This window comes from Shewanella sp. A32 (genome assembly GCF_029167175.1).
GTDB classification, from domain to species: domain Bacteria; phylum Pseudomonadota; class Gammaproteobacteria; order Enterobacterales; family Shewanellaceae; genus Shewanella; species Shewanella yunxiaonensis.
In genome coordinates this window covers 152212-175863 of record NZ_JARFTS010000001.1, presented here as the reverse complement: position 1 = coordinate 175863, position 23652 = coordinate 152212, and the positions used below count along the sequence as shown (strand labels likewise).

Here is a 23652-nt window from a genome sequence, read left to right as displayed (position 1 = left end):
ATTAATATATTTAACGTATATTTATAAAATATCTCATTTTTGTTGAACCCGATTTTCGGTCAAAATGCGTGTTAATGTGAGTAGTGGGGATTTCAAGATGCAGGAAACTCAATTTGTCCTGATGTTATGGTTTATTGGGATAGTTGCCGAAGCAATGACGGGAGCCCTGGCCGCGGGTAAACAGCGAATGGATCTGTTCGGGGTAGTGATCGTCGGCAGTGCTACTGCTGTCGGAGGCGGTACGCTACGTGACATGATGTTAGGCAATTATCCGTTGATTTGGATTGAGAACTGGCATTATTTGCTGGCGATCGTTTTAGCATCCCTCCTCACTGTTGTCATCGCACCCGTCATGCAGTATTTGACCAAACTGTTTCTGACCATTGATGCCCTTGGGCTTGCAGTATTTTCTGTTATTGGTGCTCAAAAAACATTGATGCTGGGATTAAGCCCCGCGGTAGCGATTGTGATGGGAGTGATTACTGGCGTATTCGGCGGGGTGATCCGCGATATTCTGTGCAATCAGGTTCCACTGATATTTCGCAAAGAACTCTACGGTATTGTCGCTATTGTGACGGCGAGTTGTTATGTGACATTACAGCTCGCTGGCACTGAACCCTGGCTTAATCTTAGCGTTAGTCTGTGGTTAGGGTTTAGCTTGCGGATGTTAGCCATTCGCTTCAGCTGGTCAGTGCCAACATTTCACTATTCTATTGGGGAGCGGCGCTAAGCAATTTCATGAAAACGCCAGCGAGATATTGCTGGCGTTTTTATAAGTCAGATTCATGACTGCTTACTGATTTCAGTCAATGCTGCCAGCGCCTTGTCATAATCGGGATGGTGACCGATTTCAGGTACCAGTTCAACGTACTGCAACTTTCCCTGCGGGTCGATAATGAAGATCGAGCGTGCCAGGATCCCCATGTCTTTGATGATCAACCCGTATTTTTCACCAAAGTCGCGCCAGACTGAATCTGACAGCACTTTGATGCTCTCCACATTTTCTACCTTACAAAATCGTTTCTGGGCAAAGGGTAAGTCTTCACTGATACTCAGCATCACAACCGAGGATGGATCGAAATTTGCCACCTCGGTATTGAAACGTTTGGTTTGTAGTGCGCAAACCCCGGTATCCAGACTGGGAACCGCACTGATCAGGACAGTTTTGCCCTTAAAATCGCTCAGACTAACGGCTTGAAACTTATCATCGACCACTCTGAAACTCGGGGCAACCTGACCGAGCTGCGGCAATTTACCAAGTAAAGATACCGGCTTCCCGCCCATGGTCACTTCTGCCGCTTGCAGCGACATGCTGCTGGCAGTCAGTGCTAATGCAAATAACGCGGCATACTTATACATAACGCTCTCCCTTCATTTACAAGCAAAAAGGCCGACATTAAGCCGGCCTTCTGGCAGTTTTATTCTTTGACTGGCATCTCTTTGATATGCACATCCATTTGCGGATAAGGAATACCGATACCATTCTCATCCAATGCGAGTTTGATCTGTTCCATCAACTCGAAGTGGGCTGGCCAGTAATCGGCAGCATTCACCCAGGGACGTACAACAAAATTAACGGAGGAATCACCGAGTGCCACTAAACCAACGGTATAAGCAGGATCTTTCAGGACCTTAGCATTACCTTCAAGAATGTCGCACAGTAACTGCTTGGTTTTACGGATATCTGCATCGTATGACACGCCAATGGTCAAATCCAGACGGCGCCTATCCATCATAGAATAGTTAACGATGCTGCCATTCATAATTGCAGAGTTCGGGACGGTAATCACCTTGTTATCGGGACTCTTCAATCGGGTCGCAAAAATAGTAATTTCATCAACAATACCGGCAACGCCGCCCGCTTCAATATAATCACCGACACGACAGGGACGAAACATCACCAATAACACCCCAGCAGCGAAATTAGACAGCGACCCCTGCAACGCCAAACCGACAGCTAAACCGGCGGCACCTAATACCGCCACTAAAGACGCGGTTTGAATGCCAACCTGTCCGAGAGTGGCAATGATAGTAAAAGTAAAGACTACCGCCCAGGCCATATTTGCCACAAAGGAGGAAACAGTCTTATCGACTTTGCGGCTTGTCAGCAGTCTCTCAGTGATTTTTTTGGCAACGCCGGAAAAATACTTACCAACGAAGAAAATCACCAGCGCCAAAAGAATTTTGAGGCCGTAAACTGCCACCAACTCTGGCACTTGCTTCATTAACTCTTCGATGTTGTCCATTCACATACTCCCTTTTAGTATTACTAATGTGTGTTGACCCAGCACTGCAGCCAGCGGCGTCCCTGTAAACCATTCATCCTTGATTCATCACACAACAAGATACCCTTTTGTGCAGTAGCTTGCATCCAGAATTCGTATTCTGACGTGCTACAAATGCAGTCAATAACCCCCACAAAAAAGGTGACGCAAAGGTCACCTTTCAAATTTAAGCTATAACCGCGTTATTTTTCAGGTTTAGGCGGGAAGTTATTCAGTACACCGACTACCGCTTCATTCATCTTGGCGATGCGCTGTTGCGGCGTTTTGTAATCGCGGATCACACCGTTAGCAGAGCCACGCCAAACCAGTTTATTCGTTTTGGCATCGACCATATCGATAATCAATGTACCAACGTCATATTCTTTTACCTGAGTATTGTTCTGCAACGAGCCACCAAAATACCAATGAGGCCCCCAAAACGGACTGTAGCCCAAACTGGTATTGATACTGTCCACTTTATAACGCTTATCCAGCTTAGTCAGATAGTTTACTAAGACATCTGCATCTTTTGCATCCACCTTAATGTAGCCTTTACGCGCCAGATCAGCGTCTACCGCTTCACGTACCCGCTGATCCAACAATCCATTCAATTGATACTGAGCACTGGCCTCTTTCGTCGCAGGTACCCAAGCGTAATGTTTGTACTGGGTAAAATTAACTTCAGGGTTATAGTCCCAGCCGGTATTCAGGGAACTACAGCCGCCTATCAATAAGACTAATGCTGCAAAAATGAGTTTTTTCATGGGATATCACCTGTTTCCCGCGTTTTAACAACGCTCGTTATGTATTAAACAGCTTACATTTCAGTGCACTAAACAACAACCTTTTAAAAATCACCAATAATTTTGTCTGAGTTGACCTTGCACCACATTTAAATGATAATAGTTATCATTACCACAAAACAGGGGAAAGTTATGATGATCTGGTTCGTTTGTAGTTTGATCGTAGCATGCTTGCTATTAGTTACCGTAGAAACGCGCCTAACCCCTGAAGCTGACGGCATTCGTATGCCGGGATTAGCGTCCCTTAATCCGCATAAAGCATGGTTACTGTTACCATTAGCGATACTGTGCTGGTTATCATGGCATCTGTTTACCACTAACTTCTCCTTCTTTAGTCTGGCCGCCATTGGCTTTGTCGCAACGCCCTTGACCATGCTCATTCCCCGCTGGCGTTATTGGGTATTACCTAGCGCACTGCTATCTATGATTTCGGTGTTACTTGGCACCATCTGGGGATAACCGCCATCACTTTAGCCAGCTCTTGATAAGTGAGACCGCTAACACTGATTTTATATCCCTGCACATAAAATCAGTTTTAGGACCACCAACTACTGGTGGTCCTTTTTTATCCCAGTGCACCATACTGTTAACTATGGGAGCGCTATTCAAATCTGTTAGACTGTCAGCATGATAGCGCTAGGAATATCGTCATGAAAACTGACCCTAATGTAACGTTGGTCTACAGTACAGATAAGGGCCGCATAAAAGAGGCCACACCGACGCAGGAGCTCCCTCAGGGAGATGGCATCGTACGCATCCATCGCGACAGTAAAGGCCGAAAAGGTAAAGGGGTTTCGGTGATTACCGGATTAGCTTTAGATGCTGAAGCCTTGAAAGCTCTGGCACAAAAACTTAAGAAGCAATGTGGTTGTGGTGGTACGGTAAAGGAGTTTACTATCGAAATTCAGACAGATAACCGTGAGCAACTTAAATCTCTGCTGGAAAAAATCGGTTATCAAGTGAAGCTGGCCGGTGGCTAACAAACATCAAACCAGGAGTCGTTGAATGGACAGTTTGCAAAACCATTTTCTTATTGCCATGCCCTCACTGAACGACACATTTTTTGAACGTTCACTGATTTATATTTGTGAACATGACGCCAAAGGCGCCATGGGGCTGATGGTCAATCGTCCTATCGGCCTCGATGTTCAGGAACTGCTGGCGCAACTGGATCTGAAAGATTCTCCGCATTTATTGCCCACGCTGGAAAATCAGGTACTGGTGGGTGGCCCAGTGAATCCCGAGCGCGGCTTTGTCCTGCATAGTGCCCAACCACACTGGGCGAACAGTAGTAATGTCTCTGATGAGCTGATGCTGACCACGTCTCGGGATATTCTGGCAGCCTTGGGCACGCCCAAAGCCCCGCAGCATTTTTTAGTGGTATTAGGCTATGCCGGCTGGAGTCGAGACCAACTTGAACAGGAATTGGCTGAAAACTCCTGGTTAACCATCCCGGCCACAGAAGAAATTCTATTCAACACTCCCTTTGAAGAGCGCTGGGAAAAAGCCACCAATACTTTGGGATTTAATGCCTGGCAGATGTCCGGCGATGTAGGTCATGCTTGATGAGCAAAACAATTCTCGGTTTTGATTTTGGGACCAAAAGTATTGGGGTCGCCGTTGGTCAGGAAATTACTGGCAGTGCTCAACCCTTGTTATCGCTAAAAGCAAATGATGGTGTCCCGGACTGGAACCTGATTGAGGCACTGTTACAGGAGTGGCAACCTGACATGGTAGTGGTTGGTTTGCCGCTAAATATGGACGGCACTGAACAGGAGATGACGCAGCGAGCGCGCAAATTTGCCAATCGCATCCATGGTCGTTTCGGTGTGGCAGTGGCAACCCAGGATGAGCGGCTGACCACCACTGATGCCAAAGCCAGACTGTTCGAATTAGGCGGCTTTAAGGCATTGGGGAAAAGTAAAGTTGATGCCGTTTCTGCCGTGCTGATAATTGAAAGCTTTTTTGAAAATCAGTACTGATGACAACGCTTCCATGAAAAAAGCGGTCAATTAACCGCTTTTTTATTCGCCACGCTTTCAGTTAGATGCCGGTGTCGCCAATAGCTTGTCGATAGCATCAGTCAACTCAGGGCTGTCTGGCGTAACACGCGAGCTGAATCGCTGCACAGATTTGCCATCAGCACTCACCAAATACTTGAAAAAATTCCACTTAGGTTCGCCTGTCTGACTATTCAGATAGGCAAAAACCGGATTCACCTGGCGGCCCTTAACTGATGAGGTCGCCAACATGGTGAACTTTACACCATAGTTGATATAGCAGATCTTGGCGGTGTCCTGTTCCTGCTTTTCTTCCTGAAAAAAGTCATTGGATGGGAAACCTATCACCACCAGACCTTTATCTCGATATTTCTCATGTAGTGCCTCCAATCCTTTAAACTGCGGAGTAAAGCCACAATGACTGGCCGTATTAACGATCAACACCGGCTTCCCGTCAGTCAATGCACACAAATCCACCATTTCCTGTGAGTGGAGTTTACGTAATTTAAGATTAAGATAACTCGGACACTGAGCCGCCGCGGCAGATACAGACAGCAGCATCAGTGATAACAACAAGGCGATTTTTCCCTTCATCTTCAGTTCCTTTACGCTTTTGTACTGACAGAACCCGTCACCTCATCAAACTAGCACAAAACATCGCTGCCAGCGTCAGAAATACCATCCGATATTGATATTCAGACGTGAGTGCCACCCATCGACACCCTCATCAATTCCTATCCCTGAACCGCCATCAAACCACATATTTTTCCCGGCAATCCAGTCGACATAGGTATAGAACTTACCTGCCGTCACTGCGCATCCAGTGACATTTTGGAGAGAGTTTTTAATCCGGTGCCAGAAACCACAGTATGGGTGAAATCGTTATAGCAGGTGATGTTGGAGATAGCGCCCCAACTAACCTCCATGCTGCGTGACAGGTTAGTAGTAACAACGTCTGCTTTGGCAGCGATTTCAAACGGGTATGCAAATGCCGACATGGCCATGCGCTCATCCGGCATGTTGTAATCGTAGTGAATGTATTGCAATTGAGTTTGCCAACTATCCCAATCCAGTTGCCAATGAATGGCCGCGGCATATCCGTCAGTGTCACTACCAGTCGCCCCGCCCGCTACCGGCTGGTAATCAAACCGATTTAGCTGTAATGAGGCGCCAAGTGTGTGGTGGATGTCACCGCTGCTGAAGCTATGCTCAATGCGGCCATTGAGCTGACCGGCTTCCTCATAAGGCCTTGCCGCCGTAGTTGCTGTATCAAAGGAATAACGCTTAAAGCGGCTACCATCACCGTATTCATCATTGGCGAAATACGCCACATCGTAGCGCCAGCCATCCTGTTCATATTGCCAGTGAACACCTGCATCATAATCATCTTCCAATCCTAGATAATAAGTAACGCCGAACCAGAATGAATGAGAGGCGTAGGGTAATAACCCGAATGGCACTTGGGTTACCCCCACTTTTACAGAGGCATTGTCTGAGAATTTGTAACCCATCCAGGCATGGTGGATCACACTCTGATCTTGATACCAACGATACTGCGCAGATGCGAACAACTGACCATCATCATAGTTAATATCAGCTCTGAACAGTTCAAATTCCAACTTGGCGTCATTATCATAATCTTTCCAGCCATAGTTGAGACGCACGGCACCACCAATATCTAAATCATCAGAAACAGGTACCGCCAAAACCGGAAAGGCAACATCCAGCACTGCCACTGCAACAAGCACCTTTTTCCTGATTTTCATCATTTTTCTCCGTTTTCAATAAAAAACGGTGCAATATTTTATCAAAAAGTCATATTTAGATCGAATTTGCCGATTAAAAGCAAAAGGCGCCATACGGCGCCTTTATCATAGTCATACAAAAACTTGCTTAATCCATATCCAGCGTAACGCCTTCCATCGACCCCTGCGACCCAGTCGTGCCACTTTGCAGTTTGATCATCAGGCGCAGATCGTTTGGAGAATCGGCATGACGCAGCGCGTCCGCATAGGAGATCTCGCCTTCGTTATAGAGTTTAAACAGCGCCTGGTCGAAGGTCTGCATGCCCTGTTCATTCGACTTAGCCATGGTTTCTTTCAGCAGGTGCAGTTCGTTGTTCTGAATGATACTGGCAACACGTGGCGTATTGATCAGAATCTCAATTGCAGCGCGACGACCACTGCCATCGGCTTTAGGCACCAATTGCTGCGCCACAATGCCACGCAGGTTTAACGACAGGTCAAACAGCAACTGCCGATGCTTAGTTTCTGGCACCAGGTGCATAATACGGTCCAATGCCTGGTTAGCGTTGTTGGCGTGCAAGGTTGCCATACACAAGTGACCGGTTTCAGCAAACGACAGCGCAAATTCCATGGTTTCCTGACTACGGATCTCACCGATCAGAATGACATCTGGGGCCTGACGCAGCGAACTTTTCAGCGCCGCATCAAACGATTCGGTGTCGATACCAACCTCACGCTGAGTAATAATGCTCTTGCGATGCTGATGCACAAATTCCACCGGATCTTCGATGGTCAGGATGTGCCCTTTAGAGTTGCCGTTACGATAGCCAATCAGGGCGGCCAGCGAGGTTGACTTACCGGTACCGGTCCCCCCAACCATGATGACCAGACCGCGTTTGCTCATCACCAAATCTTTCAGAATTGGTGGCAAACTCAGTTCTTCCATGGTGGGAATGCGGATTTCAATACGCCGCATAACGCAGCCTGCGGCTTCACGCTGCCAAAAGGCACTAACCCTGAAACGCCCCAAGCCTTTCACGCCAATAGCAAAGTTACATTCTTTACTTTCGTGGAACGCCTTTTTGTTATCTGGCGACATGATTGACTCAACAAACTCCAGGGCTTGTGCCGCTGTGAACGGGTTTTCTGCCAATGGTCGCAACTCACCATCAATCTTGGCACTGGGTGGAAAACCAGCGGTCACAAATAGGTCAGAGGCCTTGCGCGCTACCATTTCCTCAAGAAAAGGTCTGACGTCCATCACGACTCCTTACAGGTTCAGTTGTTTGTTGGAACTCTTAGACAGTGCATCTTCACGCGTGATGACACTACGGGCAACCAGCTGCTGCAAGCTTTGCTCCAGCGTCTGCATCCCATGTGCCATACCGGTTTGAATTGCGGAATACATCTGCGCCACTTTATCCTCACGGATAAGGTTACGGATCGCCGGAGTACCAATCATAATTTCGTGGGCAGCGACACGACCACCACCAATTTTCTTAATCAATGTTTGCGAGATAACGGCCTGCAATGATTCAGACAACATGGTACGCACCATATCTTTTTCACCCGCAGGGAATACGTCAACCACACGGTCGATAGTTTTGGCAGCAGAAGTCGTATGCAAGGTGCCAAACACTAAGTGACCGGTTTCAGCGGCTGTTAGCGCCAGGCGAATGGTTTCCAGGTCACGCATTTCACCCACCAGGATCACGTCAGGGTCTTCACGCAATGCGCTACGCAGCGCCGCCGCAAAACTCAATGTATGGCGATGAACTTCACGTTGGTTAATCAGACAGTTCTTGGTTTGATGGACAAATTCGATGGGGTCTTCAATAGTCAGAATATGGTCATGACGATTATTGTTCACATAGTCAATCATTGCCGCCAGCGTGGTACTTTTACCGGAGCCGGTTGGTCCGGTTACCAGAACCAAACCGCGCGGATAGGAGGAAATCTTTTTGAAGATTTCTGGAGCACCCAGTTGCTCCAGTGTCAGAATATCACTGGGAATCGTACGAAATACAGCAGCCGCGCCACGGGCCTGGTTAAAGGCGTTAACCCTGAAACGCGCCAGATTGGGCACTTCAAAGGAAAAGTCAATTTCCAAATGCTCTTCATAATCCTTGCGCTGTTTGTCATTCATAATATCGTAAACCAGACGATGCACATCCTGATGCTTCAATTCTGGTACGTTAAGTTTTCTTACTTCCCCATCAACGCGGATCAATGGCGGCACCCCGGAAGACAGATGCAGGTCCGAAGCGTTATGCTTTACACTAAAAGCCAATAATTCAGTGATTTCCATAGAACGGGATATCCCTTACAAGCGAAAGATTAACATCATGACAACAATAGCAGAGAGACTAGCGCTAGCCCAGCACCGGATTGCACAGGCGGCGGGGAAATGCTCAAGACAAGCGGCTGACATCACATTGCTGGCAGTTAGCAAAACCAAACCGGCCACCGATATCGAAGCAGCTTACGCCGCAGGCCAGCGCTGTTTCGGCGAAAATTATGTGCAGGAAGGCCAGCAAAAAATTCTAGATTTGGCGCCGCGCTATCCAGACATTGAATGGCACTTCATCGGACCACTGCAATCAAATAAAAGTCGGCCAGTCGCGGAACTGTTCCAATGGATGCATACCATAGATCGCAGCAAAATTGCGCAGCGTTTGAACGAACAACGACCCGCCGCAATACCGCCATTGAATGTCTGCATTCAGATTAATGTCAGTGGTGAAACCTCTAAATCCGGGATCACCAGTGAAGCGGAAATGCTGAGTCTCGCGCATGAAATTAGCCAACTGCCACGGCTGACGCTGCGCGGCCTAATGACTATTCCCAGCGCAGAGGAAGGTGAGAAGCTCATAGCGGAGTTTCAGCAGATGCAACAGCTATATGCCCGACTGCAACAGGAATTTCCCCCTATTGACACCCTCTCAATGGGAATGAGCCACGATCTGGAACTGGCAGTTGAACATGGTGCCACGATGGTGCGCATTGGTAGTGCTATCTTCGGCGCGCGAGACTACAGCCAAAAACCAGCCTGATTGGCCGAAGGACCCTTGTTTTTGGTACCCTACGCCCAAATACTATTGGAATTCGCGGCATTGCCGCACAGCTTTTGCTAAAGACAGAGGATTTTATGTCAGACAAGCGCATCTGTTTTATCGGCGCCGGCAACATGAGCCGTAGCATTATCAGTGGATTGGTCAGCAGTGGTTATAATGCCGCATTAATTGAAGCCAGCAACCCGAGTACCGGTAAACTGGAGGCGCTACAGGCTGATTTTGGCATTAATGTTACCACCGACAATCTGGCCGCAGCCAAAGCCGCAGATGTGATTGTGCTGGCGGTAAAACCACAGCTGATGCAGCAAGTCTGTGAAGCTTTAAAATCGCTGGATCTTAACGATAAATTGCTGATTACCATTGCCGCCGGCATTAATGCTGCACGCTACAGTGATTATTTCGCGCAGCCAGTAAAACTGATCCGCACCATGCCCAACACACCGATGCAAATTGGCGCAGGCATGAGTGGTATGTACGCCCCCGTCACTATCAGCGATGAAGACAAAGCGATCTGTAACCGGATCATGTCCAGTGGCGGTCAGGCAGTATGGGTTGATAAGGAATCCGATCTCAATCTGGTAATCGCACTTGCGGGTAGCTCTCCAGCCTACTTTTTCCTGTTTGTCGAGGCTATGATAAAGGCGGCTGCCGATCTTGGCATGGATGAAGAGAAAGCCAGAACCCTGGCACAGCAGGCAGCACTGGGGGCGGCGAAGATGCTGCAGGAAAATCCACAGCTTTCGCCGGAACAATTGCGTAAAAATGTCACCTCGAAAGGCGGCACAACGCACGAAGCTGTAGAAACCTTCAAACAGGGCGATCTACCAGGGCTAGTAAAACAAGCTATGAACAACTGTATTGCCAGAGCTGAAGCAATGGCTAAACAATTCTGATCAACCATAGAGAACTACGACATCCATGAATGCATTCGCTTATCTAGTCAACACGCTGTTTGATCTATATCTGATGGTGGTAATTCTGCGTATCTGGTTACAACTGGCTCGGGCAGATTTCTATAACCCTTTCAGCCAGTTTATCGTGAAGGCGACCCATCCGATTGTGGCACCTATGCGCCGTATTCTGCCTGCCGTTGGCGGCATTGATACCGCATCAGTCGTGCTGGCGCTGGCAGTCGTCATAATAAAAATTTTGCTGCTGTCACTGATAGCGGGAGCACAATTCGATTTTGCCACCACCCTATTATTTGCGCTTGTGTCTGTCATTAAGGAAGCCGGAGTTCTGTTGTTCTGGATCCTGATTATCCGCGCCATCCTCAGTTGGGTAAGCCAGGGGAGCAATCCATTTGAATATGTGTTGGTGCAATTGACCGAACCATTACTGAGCCCTATCCGCCGTATCATTCCGCCTATGGGAGGATTAGATCTGTCAGTCCTGATACTGATGATTGGTCTCAATTTTCTGAACATGCTGTTAAGCCAGTATATTCCATACTGGGCTGTGGCCTGATGGCCGCAGTAGTGCAAGAGCAGCAGGACCTGCTGCTCTGTCTCTACATTCAACCCAAAGCCAGCCGCGATCAGTGGGTTGGCATTCATGGTGACGAGCTAAAAGTCGCCATCACCGCCCCGCCAGTTGATGGAAAAGCGAATGCCCATCTGGAAAAATGGCTGGCGAAAGCCTTTCGAGTGCCCAAAAGCCAAGTACAGATAGTGAAAGGTGAATTAGGACGTCACAAGCAGATTCGTATCGTGTCGCCTAATGAGATCCCGGATGTGATCCAACAATTACTCTGAGCTTATCTGTGACCGGCATAGGCTTCTGTCGTCATTACAGTTATAATCCCCGCCATGTTGCAGTAACCCTCAGAATCTCAGTGCGCCGAATTCTACTGTTAGTTGTGTTATGGCTGGCTACAGTCAGCATTGCCTATGCAGAGCAGAATCTGCAGGTTGGGCATTACAACATTCACTACATGGCATTACCCAGCACGTTTCTGACGCCAGCAATTGCCCATAACTACGGAATAGAACGCACGGCTTATACCGGGTTTCTCAATATCGTCGTGCAAGACCTCAACCAACCCGAGAAACCTATGGTACCGGTAGCGATCAGCGGAATTGCCACCAACATTCTTGATGCCCGCTTTAAACTGAAGTTTCGCGAAATTCGCGAGGGCAGCTCGATATATTACCTGGCAGAATGCCCTTATCGGGATACCGAAGAGATCCGCTTTCAGCTAGTGATCCGCAAAGATAATGACCTGAATACTACTCTGGATTTTAGCCAAAAATTCTTTAACGACTAGCCTGATGTTTTGCCATCATCGCCAGAGTTTGGCTATCATTGCGCCAACTCAACGCAGGAAATATCCATGAAAAAAATTGTGTTAGCCAGCGGCAACAAAGGCAAACTGACCGAATTTGCTGACATGCTGGCAGACTTCAATATCGAAGTTGTGCCGCAGAGCACCTTTAAGGTCACAGAAGCTGTCGAAGACGGCTTGAGCTTTGTGGAAAATGCCATCATCAAAGCCCGTCATGCCGCAAAAGCGACCGGCCTGCCTGCCATTGCCGATGATTCAGGGTTGGAAGTTGACGCACTCCATGGCGCGCCGGGCATTTACTCCGCCCGCTACAGTGGCGAACACGCCACCGCGGTATCAAATTACCAAAAGCTGTTAATGGCATTACAACAACAACCCGCACCACGTACAGCGCGCTTTCAGTGTGTATTGGTATATATGCGCCATGAAAATGATCCCACCCCGATCATCTGCCAAGCATCCTGGGAAGGTGAGATTGGTGATGAAGCCAAAGGCGAACATGGTCATGGCTACGATCCGGTGTTTATCCCGCGGGGATTTCGCCAGACTGCCGCCGAACTCAGCAGTGATGAAAAGAACCAACTGAGCCATCGCGGAAAAGCGTTAAAACTGCTGCTGGAAGCCTTTCATCAGCAAGGGATTATCGATTGATGCTGACGTTGCCGCCATTAAGTCTCTATATCCATATTCCCTGGTGCGTGCGTAAATGCCCCTACTGTGATTTTAATTCTCATGCCCAGCAAGGAGAGTTACCGCAGCAACAGTATGTGGATGCACTGCTAGCAGACTTAACAGCAGATTTACCTTATGTGCAGCAGCGCTCGTTGCACAGCATTTTTATTGGTGGTGGCACTCCGTCACTGTTTGATGCCAGTCAGATAGCCCGGCTACTGCAAGGCGTAAGACAACGCATTCCCTTTAGTGATGACATTGAAATCACTATGGAAGCCAATCCCGGCACACTGGAACATGATGATTTTGCCGCCTATCGGAAGGCCGGGGTTACCCGCGTATCGATGGGCGTACAGAGTTTTGCCACCGACAAACTCAATATTCTGGGCCGCATTCACGGCAGTGACGAAGCCAAAAAGGCAGCCAAGGCTTTGGCTAGCGCAGGTTATCAGAGCTTTAATCTGGATCTGATGCACGGCCTGCCGGGACAGGATCTACAACAAGCACTGAGTGATATTGAAACCGCAGCTGCGCTGAATCCACCACATTTATCCTGGTATCAGCTCACCATTGAGCCCAATACCCTGTTCCATTCCAGACCACCACAGCTACCGGATGATGAAGCGTTATGGCAGATTTACCGCAGCGGCCAACAACGGCTGGCAGAACTGGGCTATCGCCAGTATGAGATTTCCGCCTATGCCAAACCCGGCTTCGAATGTCGCCATAACCGCAACTATTGGGAGTTTGGCGATTATCTTGGCATTGGCTGTGGCGCTCACGGCAAAATTACCTTGTTACCGCAGCAGCAACTCTTTCGCACCGTCAAAGTTAAGCATCCTAAAGGTTATCTGGCGGGGAATTACCTTTATGAAGTCAATGATATCGCTACCGACGACCTGCCACTGGAATATCTGATGAATCGTCTGCGGTTGATGGTGCCAATCCCCAAAGCTGAATTTGAAAGTCGCACCGGCCTGGCTGCATCATTATTGGATGAGGGTATGCAGCGCGGCATAGACAAGGGGCTGGTTATCACACATCCCGATAGCTGGGAACTTACCGAAAAAGGCCACTTTTTTGTCAACGAGCTGCTAGGCGAATTTTGCTGAACGATTGATGACTGCTCCACAATAAAAAAATCCTCCACTAACGGAGGATTTTTTTAACTCAGACACCCAGGGTTTACTGGCGTTTGGCAAAAATGTCGGCGTATTTTTCATCCCAAATAGGTGGGGTACCGATATGATTTTTAATGAAATCAATAAAGGCACTCACCTTTGGTGCCAAGTGTTTACGGCGCGGATATACGGCCTGTAATGGCAAGTGGTGTACCAAGTGCCACTCCGGTAATAATGGCACCAACTTACCTTCTTCGATTTCATTTTCCAGCAGGTAAGTCGCCATATATACAATACCCAGGCCACTAACTGCGGCGGATTTTAGCGCTGGCGCGTTATCAACGCGGAAGTTACCATTCACGCCGATCTCGCAGTAGTCGTCGCCGCGCTTGAACTGCCAGACGCTGTGCTCGTGCCACTCACCGTGATAGACCAGACAGTTATGTTCTACCAACTGTTCCGGACGGCTCGGCTTACCGTGATTAGCAATATAGGCAGGTGAAGCTAACAGCATGAATTGGCATTTCATTAACGGTCGAGCCACCATACCCAGCGGCAGCTGTTCTGACATGGTCAGTAACAGATCCAAACCTTCACTTACCACATCAACCTTGTGATCCAGCAAACTGACTTGCAATTCCAGCTCTGGATGGCGCGACATAAATTCGGGCAATGCCGGAATAATATGGGCAGTGCCGAAGGATTGAGAGATACCAAGTTTCAGTACGCCACGCGTGGCATCATTCAGATTATGCACACTGGCGACAGCCTGGTCGGCACCGCGTAACAATTCTTCACCTTGGGTATAAAGCAGATTACCTGCTTCAGTCAGGCTAAGACTACGAGTAGTTCGCTGAATAAGTTGAACACCAAGCTTGTGTTCCAGATCAGCTACCTGGGTACTGACCTTGGACTTTGAGATCCCCAGACGACGCGCTGCAGCACTGAAACTGCCAGCACGGGCAACATGGGTAAAAATCGCAATGGGTTCTAATAGTTCTAACATGAAAGTCGCCTTAAGCCTTTAACTTCTTTAAGTTTTTAACGACAAAGTCATCACTCCGACCTTGGGAGCAATCAACAGAAAACCTGCGAATCACACATCATTGATGAATGTGTTGCCAAGCCATCTCTAGCAACGGTGGCAGGTTAGCGTGGAAAAGTATATCAAGTCTTTGTTCGCTACTCTAACCCCATCGTTCTGTATTCGCAAAAAAGACCGGATCAATCAAATAAAAAACCCCGCACAGGAAGGATGAAGTGCGGGGAAAGGTCTACGTACAAGGAAGTTATTAATTAACGCGATTAGGGCCGACCAGAAATCAGTGGATATGCGGCTAACGCAGGGACACTTTTACGCAATTGCCCTTCAATCTCCTGCAATTGCTGGAAATTTTCACAAAGCGCATCGGCACGCTTATCTATCGCATCAGAACGGGCATCCATCTTCTGATCGATCGCTTCGCCAAGCTTGTCCATCTTCTCGCCAAAAGCGTCCATGCGTTCACTAAAGTCACCTTCACCATCCATCATGCTCTTACCGATATTGACCATGATGGAACCCATAGACTGCATCACCAGATCTTCAACCTGCTTGGAAAACTCTTCATCGAATGCTTTATCTATGGTGTCGTCAGTTGCGCCAATAAAATAGGTATCGCCATTGTGGTACACCACTTTACTGATACGCTCATGCAGCTTACCCATCATATCGTTGAGCTTGGCACCGGTTTCATCACCGAGCAGCGGCGTTAATGCAGTAGTTACCGCCTCATTAGCCATACTCAAGGCGTCACTTACCACACCGACAACTTCCGGTACCTGTTGAGCCATACCCTGATGATATTGATTCAGCAATTGTTTCTGTTCAGCATTGAGCGGCACTTCCTTACCATCCACATACAAGTGGTCCATCTCAATACGGTAATGTTCTTTCCCTTTCTCGCCGACGACCATCTGCTGTGGTGTGAGGGTGACATCGTAATTCAGCGACACATTGCAGCTATCGTGGTGATGGCCAATTTCCATCGCGGCGGCAGACATTGCCGGTATCAATAATGCGCATCCCAGAGTCATGCCCAGCATCAGAGTTTTCATTCGAGTTATCCTTTTCAAATTATTCATCAAACTGAAAGCAGTAAAGCACACACCATGCCAAATTTTATCTTATTGTATTTTATATAAATTTTTACAACATGAATCGATATCTAGCTATGTGGTAGCGAAACACACCAGCTTTTGGTGAATATGACGATAAAGAAAGGTGAAAAGGTTGGAACAAACATAAAAAAAGCAGTGCCATAGCACTGCCTTTCAATAACTCAGGGACGATTAACCCCACCAGATATCGTAGAGTTCGCTGATCTCTATCTCTTCGACATTGAGGCTTTTCAGAAAACGCTCAACGGCCTGACGGTCATCATCAGTACATTTACCAAGACGCTGAGTGGCGACAACGCCATCCCATAAGCGATGGCCACCGCCATGGAAACCTAACTCACGCGGCTCAATCACTTCATTGATAAAGCGTTCTACGTGCTCATCAATAGCGTCTTCGCTCAGGCTGTCAGCAAAGCGCCAGCTCACATCGAAACCTAACTCCTGAAACTCATCAACCCGCAACTTTTTGCGCAAACGGCGACTACGAATGGCCATGGCAACCTCTCTGTTACTTTCGTTATTCGGTACGTTCGAACATCAAATCCCAAACACCATGCCCAAGGCGTTGGCCGCGGGCTTCAAATTTGGTCAGTGGCCGATAGTCAGGCCGAGCCACCACAGTACCATCAACTGACTGATTTTTATAGCCTGGAGCCTGGTTCATCACTTCCAGCATGTGTTCGCTGTAGTTTTCCCAGTCCGTTGCCATATGAAATACACCACCGATTTTTAACCGGGAACGCAATAACTGCACAAATTCTGGCTGCACAATACGGCGCTTATGGTGACGTTTTTTATGCCAAGGGTCAGGGAAAAACAGCTGCACGCGCGCCAATGAAGATTCTGGAATAGTGTGCTGCAACACTTCCACGGCATCATGATGAAACACCCGTAGATTTTTCACACCTGCTTCAGCGGCCGCTGCCAGACAGGCACCAACGCCAGGCTTATGGACTTCAATACCGATGAAATCTTTTTCTGGTGCCGCTTGTGCCATTGCCACCAGCGATGCGCCCATGCCGAAACCAATCTCCAGCACCACATCGGCATTACGACCAAATATCTGCTGCAAATCCATCGCTTCAGCCGAGTATTCCAACCCCATGCTATCCCAATGTTGCTCAATAGCCTGTTCCTGGCCTTTGGTCAGGCGCCCTTCTCGCAACACAAAGCTTTTGACTTTGCGCAGATACTTGCCTTCTTCATTATATTCAGCAGTGGTGACTTCGCTCATTATTGCCCCTGACCTGGCCAGACATCATAAAAAGAAGGGCATTATGCAAAGTTCATCGGTGAGTGCAAGCCCCGCTTGTGGAAAAGTATATCAATAAGCGATTAGTTCGCTATCAACCACAGCAATATACCTTGTACAGAGATCCGGCTAAAGCTACACTGCGGCCCATGAAAACACCGTCTTTTTCGCAACGCATTATCACCTGGTACGGTCAGCACGGCCGTAAAACCCTGCCCTGGCAACTCAATAAAACCCCTTATAAAGTATGGGTTTCAGAAATTATGTTGCAACAAACACAGGTAGCAACGGTCATCCCCTACTTCAACCGTTTTATGGAGCGCTTTCCCAATGTGGTAGCACTGGCAGACGCTGATACTGATGAAGTGCTGCATCTGTGGACCGGACTGGGCTACTATGCCCGCGCCCGCAATCTGCATAAGGCGGCGCAGTTAATCCGCGACAAACACAACGGAGAATTCCCCGAACAGTTTGATGCAGTGATGGCACTGCCAGGCGTAGGCCGCTCCACTGCAGGAGCCATTCTGTCACTGTCGCTCGGCCAGTATCATCCAATTCTGGACGGTAACGTAAAACGCGTACTGGCCCGCCACGCCGCGATTGACGGCTGGCCTGGACAGCCCAAAGTCGAGCAAGCACTGTGGCAACTGGCAACGGAACGGTCACCGACCACCGAGATTGCCCAATACAATCAGGCGATGATGGATATGGGAGCTGGCATCTGCACCCGCTCACGGCCTGCCTGTGCGCAATGTCCGGTAGCACTTGACTGTCAAGCGCAACAGATGGGCAAACAGCGCGACTATCCAGGGAAAAAACCGAAGAAAGCCATTCCTGCCAAAGATGCCTGGCTGCTGGTGATCAGACATAACGACGATATCTTGCTGCAGAAACGGCCACCTGCCGGCATCTGGGGCGGACTCTGGTGTTTTCCGCAATACGCCACTAAAGCGGCGTTACAACAAGCGGTAACCACGCTGGGTTATGCACCCGACCAACTCGAAGAACTGCCAGGATTTCGCCATACCTTCAGTCACTTCCATCTGGATGCACAGCCACTGCTGCTCACATTACAGAGTGATGCCGACACGATTGCCGCGAAATTACAGCAAACTGCCGAATCGCAGGATGCGGTCATGGAAGCTGCCCCCAGTCTCTGGTATAACTTAGGCCAACCATCACGGGTCGGACTGGCCGCCGCTACCGAGCGGGTTCTGGCCGGCTTAAAACCTAGTGCAATTGAGGAGTAACAGTCTTATGGCACGCACAGTTCACTGCGTCTATTTCAACAAAGAAGCTGACGGGCTGGATTTTCAACTCTATCCGGGTGAAATCGGCAAACGCATTTTCGACAACATCAGTAAAGAAGCCTGGGCGGCATGGCAGCATAAGCAAACCATGTTGATTAACGAAAAAAAACTTAACATGATGAATGCTGAACATCGTAAGTTTCTTGAAGAACAGATGGTGCACTTCCTGTTTGAAGGCGGTGATGTCCACGTTGAAGGCTACGTACCACCAAAAGAAGAAGAGCTGTAACATTTTGAGGCTCTTCTACAAAATATAAATATCAATAGCTAATTAAATCTCGTTTAAATCTATTTATAGAGGTTTATGACTGAGACTCTCAGTTCACCAAGGGGCTAACGGTCGGCGAAAAGGCAATTGCGGTTTATGGTTTCAGCTCGGACACTAGTGCCACAACCAAACGCCCTTATTTAACCTTTGTTTCGATATAAGCTAGCCAACAGAAAAGCCAGGGCGACAGCCTTGGCTTTTCTGTCTGGAATACGCTATCTGCTTCAGACTCACTGATTAATAAGGTTGCCAGTCATCCACGTCTAACCTTTCGGTTTCTTGGGTTTTACCGCAATTAGTGCAATCAGGATCACCACGGCGATCACCAAGCCCTGAGTTAGCGTCATGCCATGTTTTTGAGGAACAGGTTGTTGCTGTTGAATGGCTGTAGACTGCTCACTAAGCGTTTTATTTGTAAGGATTTTCGTTTCGGGTGAGGAAACACCAGAGGCATCGTCGGCCATCATAATTTGCCATTGACGGCCACAGACCGCTGCCGGATTGACGTCTGTAGCGGCACATTTTTGCTGCAAATTCATCTGACCTCCTGTCTACCATTCATTGAATCCAGCTTAACCTAAATAAGCTATTCTTCAAATTTTCGGCTAACACGGGTCATGGCGAAAAGTAGCCAAAGGTATAACCTTTTAGGGAAATCTGGCTTTTGTGTCCAAATACAGCTTATAGAGACTGCACGGCATGACTCTTAAACCAGGTATAGGCCAGACCAGTAAGCGCCAATACAGTTCCACCAGCACATACAGCAGTCCAGCCACCGAACTGATAAAGGTTGACCGATACCCAGGACCCCAGTGCACCACCAATAAAGTAACAGGTCATATAGCCTGCATTGAGGCGATTACGCAGTTGCTGTTGCAGGCTATAAATCACATTCTGATTGCTGACATGTGTCATCTGCACCGCCAGATCCAGCAATACCACACCAGCCAACAGTAATAGCAGCGAGTTGCCTGCAAAAAACAGTAGCATCCAGCTGACAAGCGAGCAGCCGAGCCCCAGCCAGGTACCGGTATTACCTTTACCGGCATCAGCCAGTTTACCTGCCCAACGCGCTGCGGCTACCCCGGCAACGCCCGCTAAGCCAAACAAGCCGATGGTGGCATCGGAATATTCATAGGGTGGATTGGCCAACAAGAACGCCAGCGGGGTCCAGAACATGGTGAACATGGCAAATGACAGTCCGCCGAGAAATGAACGTGATCTGAGCTTGGGTTCGGAGCCGAATAAGCTCAATAATGACCGCATCAGCTCACGATAACCGATGGCAGTTTCAGTCCGATAAACGGGCAAGGTTCGCGCCAGCAACAAAGTAATGAGCAGCATCGCCATCGCTGCCAGCCAGTACACCGCCTGCCAGGAAACCAGCGTCGAGATCATCCCGGCCACCACTCGCGCCAGCAAAATCCCCAGCAACAAGCCTCCCATCACCGTTCCGACTACCCGGCCACGCTGTGAAGGATCGGCCAAGGTTGCTGCCAGTGGCACCAAAACCTGCGCGACTACAGAACAGGCGCCGGCCACAGCGGTTCCCAGCAATAACCAATATAAATTGGGTGCCATGGCGCTGATAAAGAGTCCGACTGTTGCCAGTAGCATCATCACGATGATTAAACGACGACGTTCCACCATATCGGCCAACGGCACCAATAATAGTAATCCGGCACCGTAAAACAGCTGAGCGGTAGTGACCAACATACCGGCGGCAGTGTGCGACACCTTAAAATAATTGGCTATAGTATCCAGCAGCGGCTGCACATAATAGTTGTTCGCTACAGCAACACCAGTGGCAACCGCCATTAACAACACCAGTAATGGAGACAGCATACGCGTTTCAGTGGAAGCCATGGTTGAATCCTTAAACATGGAGAGATCGCAGACGCCATATCGCCAGCGGGAGGCATATCATAACAACTCATTACGGATTTAGCTTGACGGTATTTCGTCTGCAACTGATACAGAGGACAGTAGCAACACCTCCCAACACAACGGTCACTGTGGCATAGTTGATGCCACTATTAGTGGTTCATCCGCAAATTTGCCCATTAACTGAGCGAACAGCGGCGCTCCTGCCAAAAAGCGCTTGCAGTAGTAAAATAACCTGCTTTATCATACGCCCACTTTAAAAACAGCCGTTGTTAATTGTCTTTGAAGTAGCGTACTGGCGCTCAACTCAGTTGCCCGAATAGCTCAGTCGGTAGAGCAGCGGATTGAAAATCCGCGTGTCCCTGGTTCGATTCCGGGTTCGGGCACCATTTTTATGCCGGCATAGCTCAGTTGGTAGAGCAACTGACTTGTAATCAGTAGGTCCCGAGTTCGACTCTTGGTGCCGGCACCATGAATTTAGAAAAGCCACTCAATTGAGTGGCTTTTCGCTTTTCCAGCGTCAGAATTGATTCGTCGTATTTCTGACATAAAAAAGAGCGCCGCAGCGCCCTCTTTCAGACATCAGCGATTACAGTGCAGCTTCAAACTGTACCAAACGTGGGATCTGGTTCAGAGATGTCAGGTGGCTGTAGATCGGGCCGAGCAAACCGCGCTTACGCAGATCCAGGAAGTCTTCATCAGACATTTCTGCCAGCTTACGCTCATCGATCAGATAGATACCGTTGATGTTACGTTGCTCGCCTTTCACTTCAACTGTTAGTGTCTGGGCAATCAACAGATTCTTGCTTGCCAGATAACCAAGAATGGCACGGCTCTGTTGATCCTGTTCAAAGTGTTTCAGCAAAGCTTCCCGGCGATTTTTCAGGAATTCAGTTTCTTCGCCATCAGCAAACAGTGCTTCGCCTTCTGCTTTATTGACCTGGTCGCTGCTTTCACGCACGCCAATCCAGACTTTATCTTTCTGCTCTGGGTTCAACACAACTGTCAGAGGGAAGTCACGCAGTACATTAGGAATGTAGTTACCCAACCATTCTTCGCCTTTGACCAGCAGGTTCTGGTTAGGCTTCAGACCTAACATCATCACCGCCTGGAATTCGCCAGTTTCGTTATTTTTGATAAAGACAACCGGTACATCAACGGCCGCATACAGCAGCTCGTGCAGAGAAACAGGTAACAGGTGCTGATCAGCTACGTGGGCATATTTCGGTGCTGAAAACTTAACGTCTGCATGCTTTTGGTTATCAAGCAGCACAAATGGTTCGCTCATCGAAAGCTCCTTGAGGGCTCTTACTTTAAAATTATGTTAAAAAATTGAAAGGAAACTGCTTCCCTTGTACTAGTTATACCCTGTTTACTATCTGATAAAAAACCGTAACCATCGCAAACGTGACACAACTGCCGGGATTTTCACCAGTTGCTTAGTGAAGTTTAAGTTTTGGCCGATGCCATTTAAGCAATCGCTGGGCGAATCGGTAAACCAATGCAGAAAACCAGCCATACAGGCTTGCCAGATGGCGCTGATATAACGACATATACATGATGCGCGCGATATAACCTTCGATGAACAACGAACGCGAACGCAGATTGCCCATGAGGTTGCCCACCGCAGAAAAACGGCTCAATGACACCAACGAACCATAGTCATGGTAACGGAATGGCAATTCCGCTTTACCCTCTAAACGGTTAACCAGATTTTTGTAGAGGGTATCGGCCATCTGCGCTGCGGCCTGCGCTCTTGGGGGCACGGCTCTGCCATTATCCGTAACCATTGCTGCACAATCACCTAGGGCGTAAATGTATTCCTGACCTTTGACTCGCATACAGGCGTCAACTTCTACCTGGTTACGCTTATTGATTGGCAAATCGGTGAACTGCTTCAATAAATCTGGCCCTTTAACACCTGCGGCCCAGACTTTCAGCCCGGCGGGGATTATCCCATCCTGAGTCACAAAGCCCTCTTTAGTTACTTCTTTTACCTGTACACCAATGTGCAGTCGCACACCAATATGATCCAGAACCGACTGCGCACCACCGCTCACTTTGTCCGGTAAGGCAGGCAAAATACGTTGCGCGGCTTCAATGAGGTGAATTTCCAAATGGGACTTATCGATATTGAGGTAGCCAAAATCTTTTACCGATTCCAAGACATGATAGAGCTCGGCCGCCAATTCGACACCGGTGGCACCCGCGCCAACAATACCAATACTGAGCTTCTCATTGGTTTCATCCAGCAGTAACAGATTGTCGAGCAGCTTTTGGTGGAACAGATTAGCGCTTTCCAGATTGTCGAGGAAAATACAGTGCTGTTCCGCCCCTGGGGTATTAAAGCTATTGGAAACACTGCCAATCGCCAGCACCAGACAGTCATATTTTACGTGCCGTTCGCCGAGCAGTTCCTCGCCCTGTTTATTGGCGACTTTCGATAAGGTGATCTCTTTCTGTTGCGGATCGCAGCCGATGATTTCTCCACGTAGGAAACGGTAACCGTTTTTGAGTCCGTGGTCACGGTAGAGCAATCCTTCAATGGATTGATCGATGACGCCAACCGCCACTTCATGTAACTTGGGTTTCCAGATATGAACCGGACTCTTATCCACCAGACAGATCTCGGCTTTGCCGCTCAGGCCCAATTTACGACCCAACTTAGACGCCAGCGCTAATCCACCAGCACCACCGCCAACGATCACGATTCTTTTTGTGGCCACATCACCCTCCGACATCAGCCAAAGCGGCCTTATACATATCATAAAACCGCTAATTTGATAATTGCTTCTTTAGCAAAGCTTTTATTAAT

General features: G+C 48.5%; 30 protein-coding genes and 2 tRNA genes. 16 read left to right on the top strand and 16 right to left on the bottom strand.

Translation table 11 applies throughout. The annotated features are described in order from the left end of the window. Nucleotides 1–97 precede the first annotated feature (97 nt). Nucleotides 98–730: a trimeric intracellular cation channel family protein gene (locus PY479_RS00780; RefSeq protein ID WP_212595702.1), complete on the top strand. Its 633-nt coding sequence runs from the start codon at nt 98–100 to the stop codon at nt 728–730. 53 nt (nt 731–783) lie between these two features. On the opposite strand, the gene tpx is transcribed toward PY479_RS00780, so the two are convergent. From tpx to PY479_RS00765, 3 genes are all read right to left on the bottom strand, one after another. Then, entirely contained in the window at nt 784–1359 is a 576-nt protein-coding gene (tpx, locus tag PY479_RS00775; protein WP_212595701.1) for a thiol peroxidase, read from the bottom strand. A gap of 59 nt (nt 1360–1418) precedes the next feature. After that, nucleotides 1419–2246, bottom strand: a complete 828-nt coding sequence (locus PY479_RS00770) for a mechanosensitive ion channel domain-containing protein (protein ID WP_275482544.1) — start codon at nt 2244–2246, stop codon at nt 1419–1421. A 221-nt stretch (nt 2247–2467) separates the two neighbouring features. Then, nucleotides 2468–3028, bottom strand: a complete 561-nt coding sequence (locus tag PY479_RS00765) for a DUF4136 domain-containing protein (protein ID WP_275482543.1) — start codon at nt 3026–3028, stop codon at nt 2468–2470. A gap of 171 nt (nt 3029–3199) precedes the next feature. Between PY479_RS00765 and PY479_RS00760 the strand changes: the two genes are divergently transcribed. The 4 genes from PY479_RS00760 to ruvX all read left to right on the top strand — a co-directional run bounded on the left by PY479_RS00760 (nt 3200) and on the right by ruvX (nt 5049). Beyond that, nucleotides 3200–3526 carry a hypothetical protein gene (locus tag PY479_RS00760; protein ID WP_275482542.1) on the top strand — a complete coding sequence of 109 codons (327 nt, stop codon included), beginning with the start codon at nt 3200–3202 and terminating at the stop codon, nt 3524–3526. Between the two features lie 191 nt (nt 3527–3717). Then, complete coding sequence (yciH, locus tag PY479_RS00755; protein ID WP_275482541.1) at nt 3718–4047, top strand: stress response translation initiation inhibitor YciH; 330 nt, start codon at nt 3718–3720, stop codon at nt 4045–4047. 25 nt (nt 4048–4072) lie between these two features. After that, entirely contained in the window at nt 4073–4633 is a 561-nt protein-coding gene (locus PY479_RS00750; RefSeq protein ID WP_275482540.1) for a YqgE/AlgH family protein, read from the top strand. After that, entirely contained in the window at nt 4630–5049 is a 420-nt protein-coding gene (gene ruvX / locus PY479_RS00745) for a Holliday junction resolvase RuvX (protein WP_212595695.1), read from the top strand. The genes PY479_RS00750 and ruvX overlap by 4 nt, the downstream gene beginning before the upstream one ends. A gap of 57 nt (nt 5050–5106) precedes the next feature. On the opposite strand, the gene PY479_RS00740 is transcribed toward ruvX, so the two are convergent. The 5 genes from PY479_RS00740 to PY479_RS00720 form a co-directional block, all read right to left on the bottom strand. Next, a complete protein-coding gene (locus PY479_RS00740) occupies nt 5107–5661 on the bottom strand; it encodes a glutathione peroxidase (protein WP_212595694.1) in 555 nt (184 codons plus the stop codon). Nucleotides 5662–5736: 75 nt separating this feature from the next. Continuing rightward, on the bottom strand, nt 5737–5880 hold the full coding sequence (locus PY479_RS00735) for a hypothetical protein (RefSeq protein ID WP_275482539.1): 144 nt from the start codon (nt 5878–5880) through the stop codon (nt 5737–5739). Then, complete coding sequence (locus PY479_RS00730) at nt 5877–6836, bottom strand: hypothetical protein (protein ID WP_275482538.1); 960 nt, start codon at nt 6834–6836, stop codon at nt 5877–5879. The genes PY479_RS00735 and PY479_RS00730 overlap by 4 nt, the downstream gene beginning before the upstream one ends. Before the next feature lie 124 nt (nt 6837–6960). Next, the gene (locus tag PY479_RS00725; RefSeq protein ID WP_212595693.1) at nt 6961–8073 is read right to left on the bottom strand and encodes a PilT/PilU family type 4a pilus ATPase; all 1113 of its coding nucleotides are present in this window, start codon (nt 8071–8073) and stop codon (nt 6961–6963) included. A gap of 9 nt (nt 8074–8082) precedes the next feature. Beyond that, nucleotides 8083–9120, bottom strand: a complete 1038-nt coding sequence (locus PY479_RS00720) for a type IV pilus twitching motility protein PilT (RefSeq protein ID WP_212595692.1) — start codon at nt 9118–9120, stop codon at nt 8083–8085. A 37-nt stretch (nt 9121–9157) separates the two neighbouring features. On the opposite strand from PY479_RS00720, the gene PY479_RS00715 reads away from it, so the two are divergent. From PY479_RS00715 to hemW, 7 genes are all read left to right on the top strand, one after another. Next, nucleotides 9158–9865, top strand: coding sequence for a YggS family pyridoxal phosphate-dependent enzyme (locus PY479_RS00715; RefSeq protein WP_212595691.1), 708 nt, complete (start codon nt 9158–9160; stop codon nt 9863–9865). A gap of 95 nt (nt 9866–9960) precedes the next feature. Continuing rightward, nucleotides 9961–10779, top strand: coding sequence for a pyrroline-5-carboxylate reductase (gene proC, locus PY479_RS00710; protein WP_275482537.1), 819 nt, complete (start codon nt 9961–9963; stop codon nt 10777–10779). Nucleotides 10780–10804: 25 nt separating this feature from the next. Continuing rightward, nucleotides 10805–11353 (top strand): YggT family protein, encoded by a 549-nt coding sequence (locus tag PY479_RS00705; protein WP_212595689.1) that lies wholly within the window; start codon nt 10805–10807, stop codon nt 11351–11353. Further along, nucleotides 11353–11640 (top strand): DUF167 family protein YggU, encoded by a 288-nt coding sequence (gene yggU / locus PY479_RS00700; RefSeq protein ID WP_212595688.1) that lies wholly within the window; start codon nt 11353–11355, stop codon nt 11638–11640. Before PY479_RS00705 ends, yggU begins: the two co-directional genes overlap by 1 nt. Nucleotides 11641–11720: 80 nt before the next feature. Further along, complete coding sequence (locus tag PY479_RS00695; RefSeq protein WP_275482536.1) at nt 11721–12152, top strand: DUF4426 domain-containing protein; 432 nt, start codon at nt 11721–11723, stop codon at nt 12150–12152. Between the two features lie 66 nt (nt 12153–12218). Next, a complete protein-coding gene (gene rdgB / locus PY479_RS00690; protein ID WP_275482535.1) occupies nt 12219–12821 on the top strand; it encodes an RdgB/HAM1 family non-canonical purine NTP pyrophosphatase in 603 nt (200 codons plus the stop codon). Further along, a complete protein-coding gene (gene hemW / locus PY479_RS00685; RefSeq protein WP_275482534.1) occupies nt 12821–13954 on the top strand; it encodes a radical SAM family heme chaperone HemW in 1134 nt (377 codons plus the stop codon). Before rdgB ends, hemW begins: the two co-directional genes overlap by 1 nt. Before the next feature lie 73 nt (nt 13955–14027). Here the strand turns inward: hemW and PY479_RS00680 are convergent, their stop codons facing one another. The 4 genes from PY479_RS00680 to trmB form a co-directional block, all read right to left on the bottom strand. Beyond that, nucleotides 14028–14969: a LysR family transcriptional regulator gene (locus tag PY479_RS00680; RefSeq protein WP_212595685.1), complete on the bottom strand. Its 942-nt coding sequence runs from the start codon at nt 14967–14969 to the stop codon at nt 14028–14030. A gap of 299 nt (nt 14970–15268) precedes the next feature. Next, the gene (locus PY479_RS00675) at nt 15269–16060 is read right to left on the bottom strand and encodes a YggN family protein (protein WP_275482533.1); all 792 of its coding nucleotides are present in this window, start codon (nt 16058–16060) and stop codon (nt 15269–15271) included. 234 nt (nt 16061–16294) lie between these two features. Beyond that, a complete protein-coding gene (locus tag PY479_RS00670; protein ID WP_212595683.1) occupies nt 16295–16618 on the bottom strand; it encodes a 50S ribosome-binding protein YggL in 324 nt (107 codons plus the stop codon). A gap of 22 nt (nt 16619–16640) precedes the next feature. Further along, nucleotides 16641–17357 (bottom strand): tRNA (guanosine(46)-N7)-methyltransferase TrmB, encoded by a 717-nt coding sequence (gene trmB, locus PY479_RS00665; protein ID WP_212595682.1) that lies wholly within the window; start codon nt 17355–17357, stop codon nt 16641–16643. A gap of 167 nt (nt 17358–17524) precedes the next feature. Between trmB and mutY the strand changes: the two genes are divergently transcribed. After that, entirely contained in the window at nt 17525–18625 is a 1101-nt protein-coding gene (gene mutY, locus PY479_RS00660) for an A/G-specific adenine glycosylase (protein ID WP_275482699.1), read from the top strand. A 7-nt stretch (nt 18626–18632) separates the two neighbouring features. Next, nucleotides 18633–18914 carry an oxidative damage protection protein gene (locus PY479_RS00655; RefSeq protein WP_212595681.1) on the top strand — a complete coding sequence of 94 codons (282 nt, stop codon included), beginning with the start codon at nt 18633–18635 and terminating at the stop codon, nt 18912–18914. Nucleotides 18915–19216: 302 nt separating this feature from the next. On the opposite strand, the gene PY479_RS00650 is transcribed toward PY479_RS00655, so the two are convergent. Together PY479_RS00650 and PY479_RS00645 are read right to left on the bottom strand one after the other, a co-directional pair. After that, nucleotides 19217–19492: a hypothetical protein gene (locus PY479_RS00650; RefSeq protein WP_275482532.1), complete on the bottom strand. Its 276-nt coding sequence runs from the start codon at nt 19490–19492 to the stop codon at nt 19217–19219. 142 nt (nt 19493–19634) lie between these two features. Next, on the bottom strand, nt 19635–20819 hold the full coding sequence (locus tag PY479_RS00645) for an MFS transporter (RefSeq protein WP_275482531.1): 1185 nt from the start codon (nt 20817–20819) through the stop codon (nt 19635–19637). A 331-nt stretch (nt 20820–21150) separates the two neighbouring features. Here PY479_RS00645 and PY479_RS00640 point away from each other — a divergent pair. After that, nucleotides 21151–21226, top strand: a tRNA-Phe gene (locus PY479_RS00640). 7 nt (nt 21227–21233) lie between these two features. Continuing rightward, nucleotides 21234–21309: transfer RNA gene (locus tag PY479_RS00635), tRNA-Thr, on the top strand. Nucleotides 21310–21426: 117 nt separating this feature from the next. Here the strand turns inward: PY479_RS00635 and PY479_RS00630 are convergent. Together PY479_RS00630 and PY479_RS00625 are read right to left on the bottom strand one after the other, a co-directional pair. Continuing rightward, entirely contained in the window at nt 21427–22125 is a 699-nt protein-coding gene (locus PY479_RS00630) for a SapC family protein (RefSeq protein ID WP_212595679.1), read from the bottom strand. A gap of 151 nt (nt 22126–22276) precedes the next feature. Continuing rightward, on the bottom strand, nt 22277–23563 hold the full coding sequence (locus tag PY479_RS00625) for an NAD(P)/FAD-dependent oxidoreductase (RefSeq protein ID WP_275482530.1): 1287 nt from the start codon (nt 23561–23563) through the stop codon (nt 22277–22279). Between the last annotated feature and the right edge of the window lie 89 nt (nt 23564–23652).

Coding starts and splice junctions, on each gene's coding strand:
- PY479_RS00780 (WP_212595702.1), top strand. CDS start 98: ATGCAGGAAACTCAATTTGTCCTGATGTTATGGTTTATTGGGATAGTT.
- tpx (WP_212595701.1), bottom strand. CDS start 1,359: ATGTATAAGTATGCCGCGTTATTTGCATTAGCACTGACTGCCAGCAGC.
- PY479_RS00770 (WP_275482544.1), bottom strand. CDS start 2,246: ATGGACAACATCGAAGAGTTAATGAAGCAAGTGCCAGAGTTGGTGGCA.
- PY479_RS00765 (WP_275482543.1), bottom strand. CDS start 3,028: ATGAAAAAACTCATTTTTGCAGCATTAGTCTTATTGATAGGCGGCTGT.
- PY479_RS00760 (WP_275482542.1), top strand. CDS start 3,200: ATGATGATCTGGTTCGTTTGTAGTTTGATCGTAGCATGCTTGCTATTA.
- yciH (WP_275482541.1), top strand. CDS start 3,718: ATGAAAACTGACCCTAATGTAACGTTGGTCTACAGTACAGATAAGGGC.
- PY479_RS00750 (WP_275482540.1), top strand. CDS start 4,073: ATGGACAGTTTGCAAAACCATTTTCTTATTGCCATGCCCTCACTGAAC.
- PY479_RS00740 (WP_212595694.1), bottom strand. CDS start 5,661: ATGAAGGGAAAAATCGCCTTGTTGTTATCACTGATGCTGCTGTCTGTA.
- PY479_RS00730 (WP_275482538.1), bottom strand. CDS start 6,836: ATGATGAAAATCAGGAAAAAGGTGCTTGTTGCAGTGGCAGTGCTGGAT.
- PY479_RS00725 (WP_212595693.1), bottom strand. CDS start 8,073: ATGGACGTCAGACCTTTTCTTGAGGAAATGGTAGCGCGCAAGGCCTCT.
- PY479_RS00720 (WP_212595692.1), bottom strand. CDS start 9,120: ATGGAAATCACTGAATTATTGGCTTTTAGTGTAAAGCATAACGCTTCG.
- PY479_RS00715 (WP_212595691.1), top strand. CDS start 9,158: ATGACAACAATAGCAGAGAGACTAGCGCTAGCCCAGCACCGGATTGCA.
- proC (WP_275482537.1), top strand. CDS start 9,961: ATGTCAGACAAGCGCATCTGTTTTATCGGCGCCGGCAACATGAGCCGT.
- PY479_RS00705 (WP_212595689.1), top strand. CDS start 10,805: ATGAATGCATTCGCTTATCTAGTCAACACGCTGTTTGATCTATATCTG.
- yggU (WP_212595688.1), top strand. CDS start 11,353: ATGGCCGCAGTAGTGCAAGAGCAGCAGGACCTGCTGCTCTGTCTCTAC.
- rdgB (WP_275482535.1), top strand. CDS start 12,219: ATGAAAAAAATTGTGTTAGCCAGCGGCAACAAAGGCAAACTGACCGAA.
- hemW (WP_275482534.1), top strand. CDS start 12,821: ATGCTGACGTTGCCGCCATTAAGTCTCTATATCCATATTCCCTGGTGC.
- PY479_RS00680 (WP_212595685.1), bottom strand. CDS start 14,969: ATGTTAGAACTATTAGAACCCATTGCGATTTTTACCCATGTTGCCCGT.
- PY479_RS00675 (WP_275482533.1), bottom strand. CDS start 16,060: ATGAAAACTCTGATGCTGGGCATGACTCTGGGATGCGCATTATTGATA.
- PY479_RS00670 (WP_212595683.1), bottom strand. CDS start 16,618: ATGGCCATTCGTAGTCGCCGTTTGCGCAAAAAGTTGCGGGTTGATGAG.
- trmB (WP_212595682.1), bottom strand. CDS start 17,357: ATGAGCGAAGTCACCACTGCTGAATATAATGAAGAAGGCAAGTATCTG.
- mutY (WP_275482699.1), top strand. CDS start 17,525: ATGAAAACACCGTCTTTTTCGCAACGCATTATCACCTGGTACGGTCAG.
- PY479_RS00655 (WP_212595681.1), top strand. CDS start 18,633: ATGGCACGCACAGTTCACTGCGTCTATTTCAACAAAGAAGCTGACGGG.
- PY479_RS00650 (WP_275482532.1), bottom strand. CDS start 19,492: ATGAATTTGCAGCAAAAATGTGCCGCTACAGACGTCAATCCGGCAGCG.
- PY479_RS00645 (WP_275482531.1), bottom strand. CDS start 20,819: ATGGCTTCCACTGAAACGCGTATGCTGTCTCCATTACTGGTGTTGTTA.
- PY479_RS00630 (WP_212595679.1), bottom strand. CDS start 22,125: ATGAGCGAACCATTTGTGCTGCTTGATAACCAAAAGCATGCAGACGTT.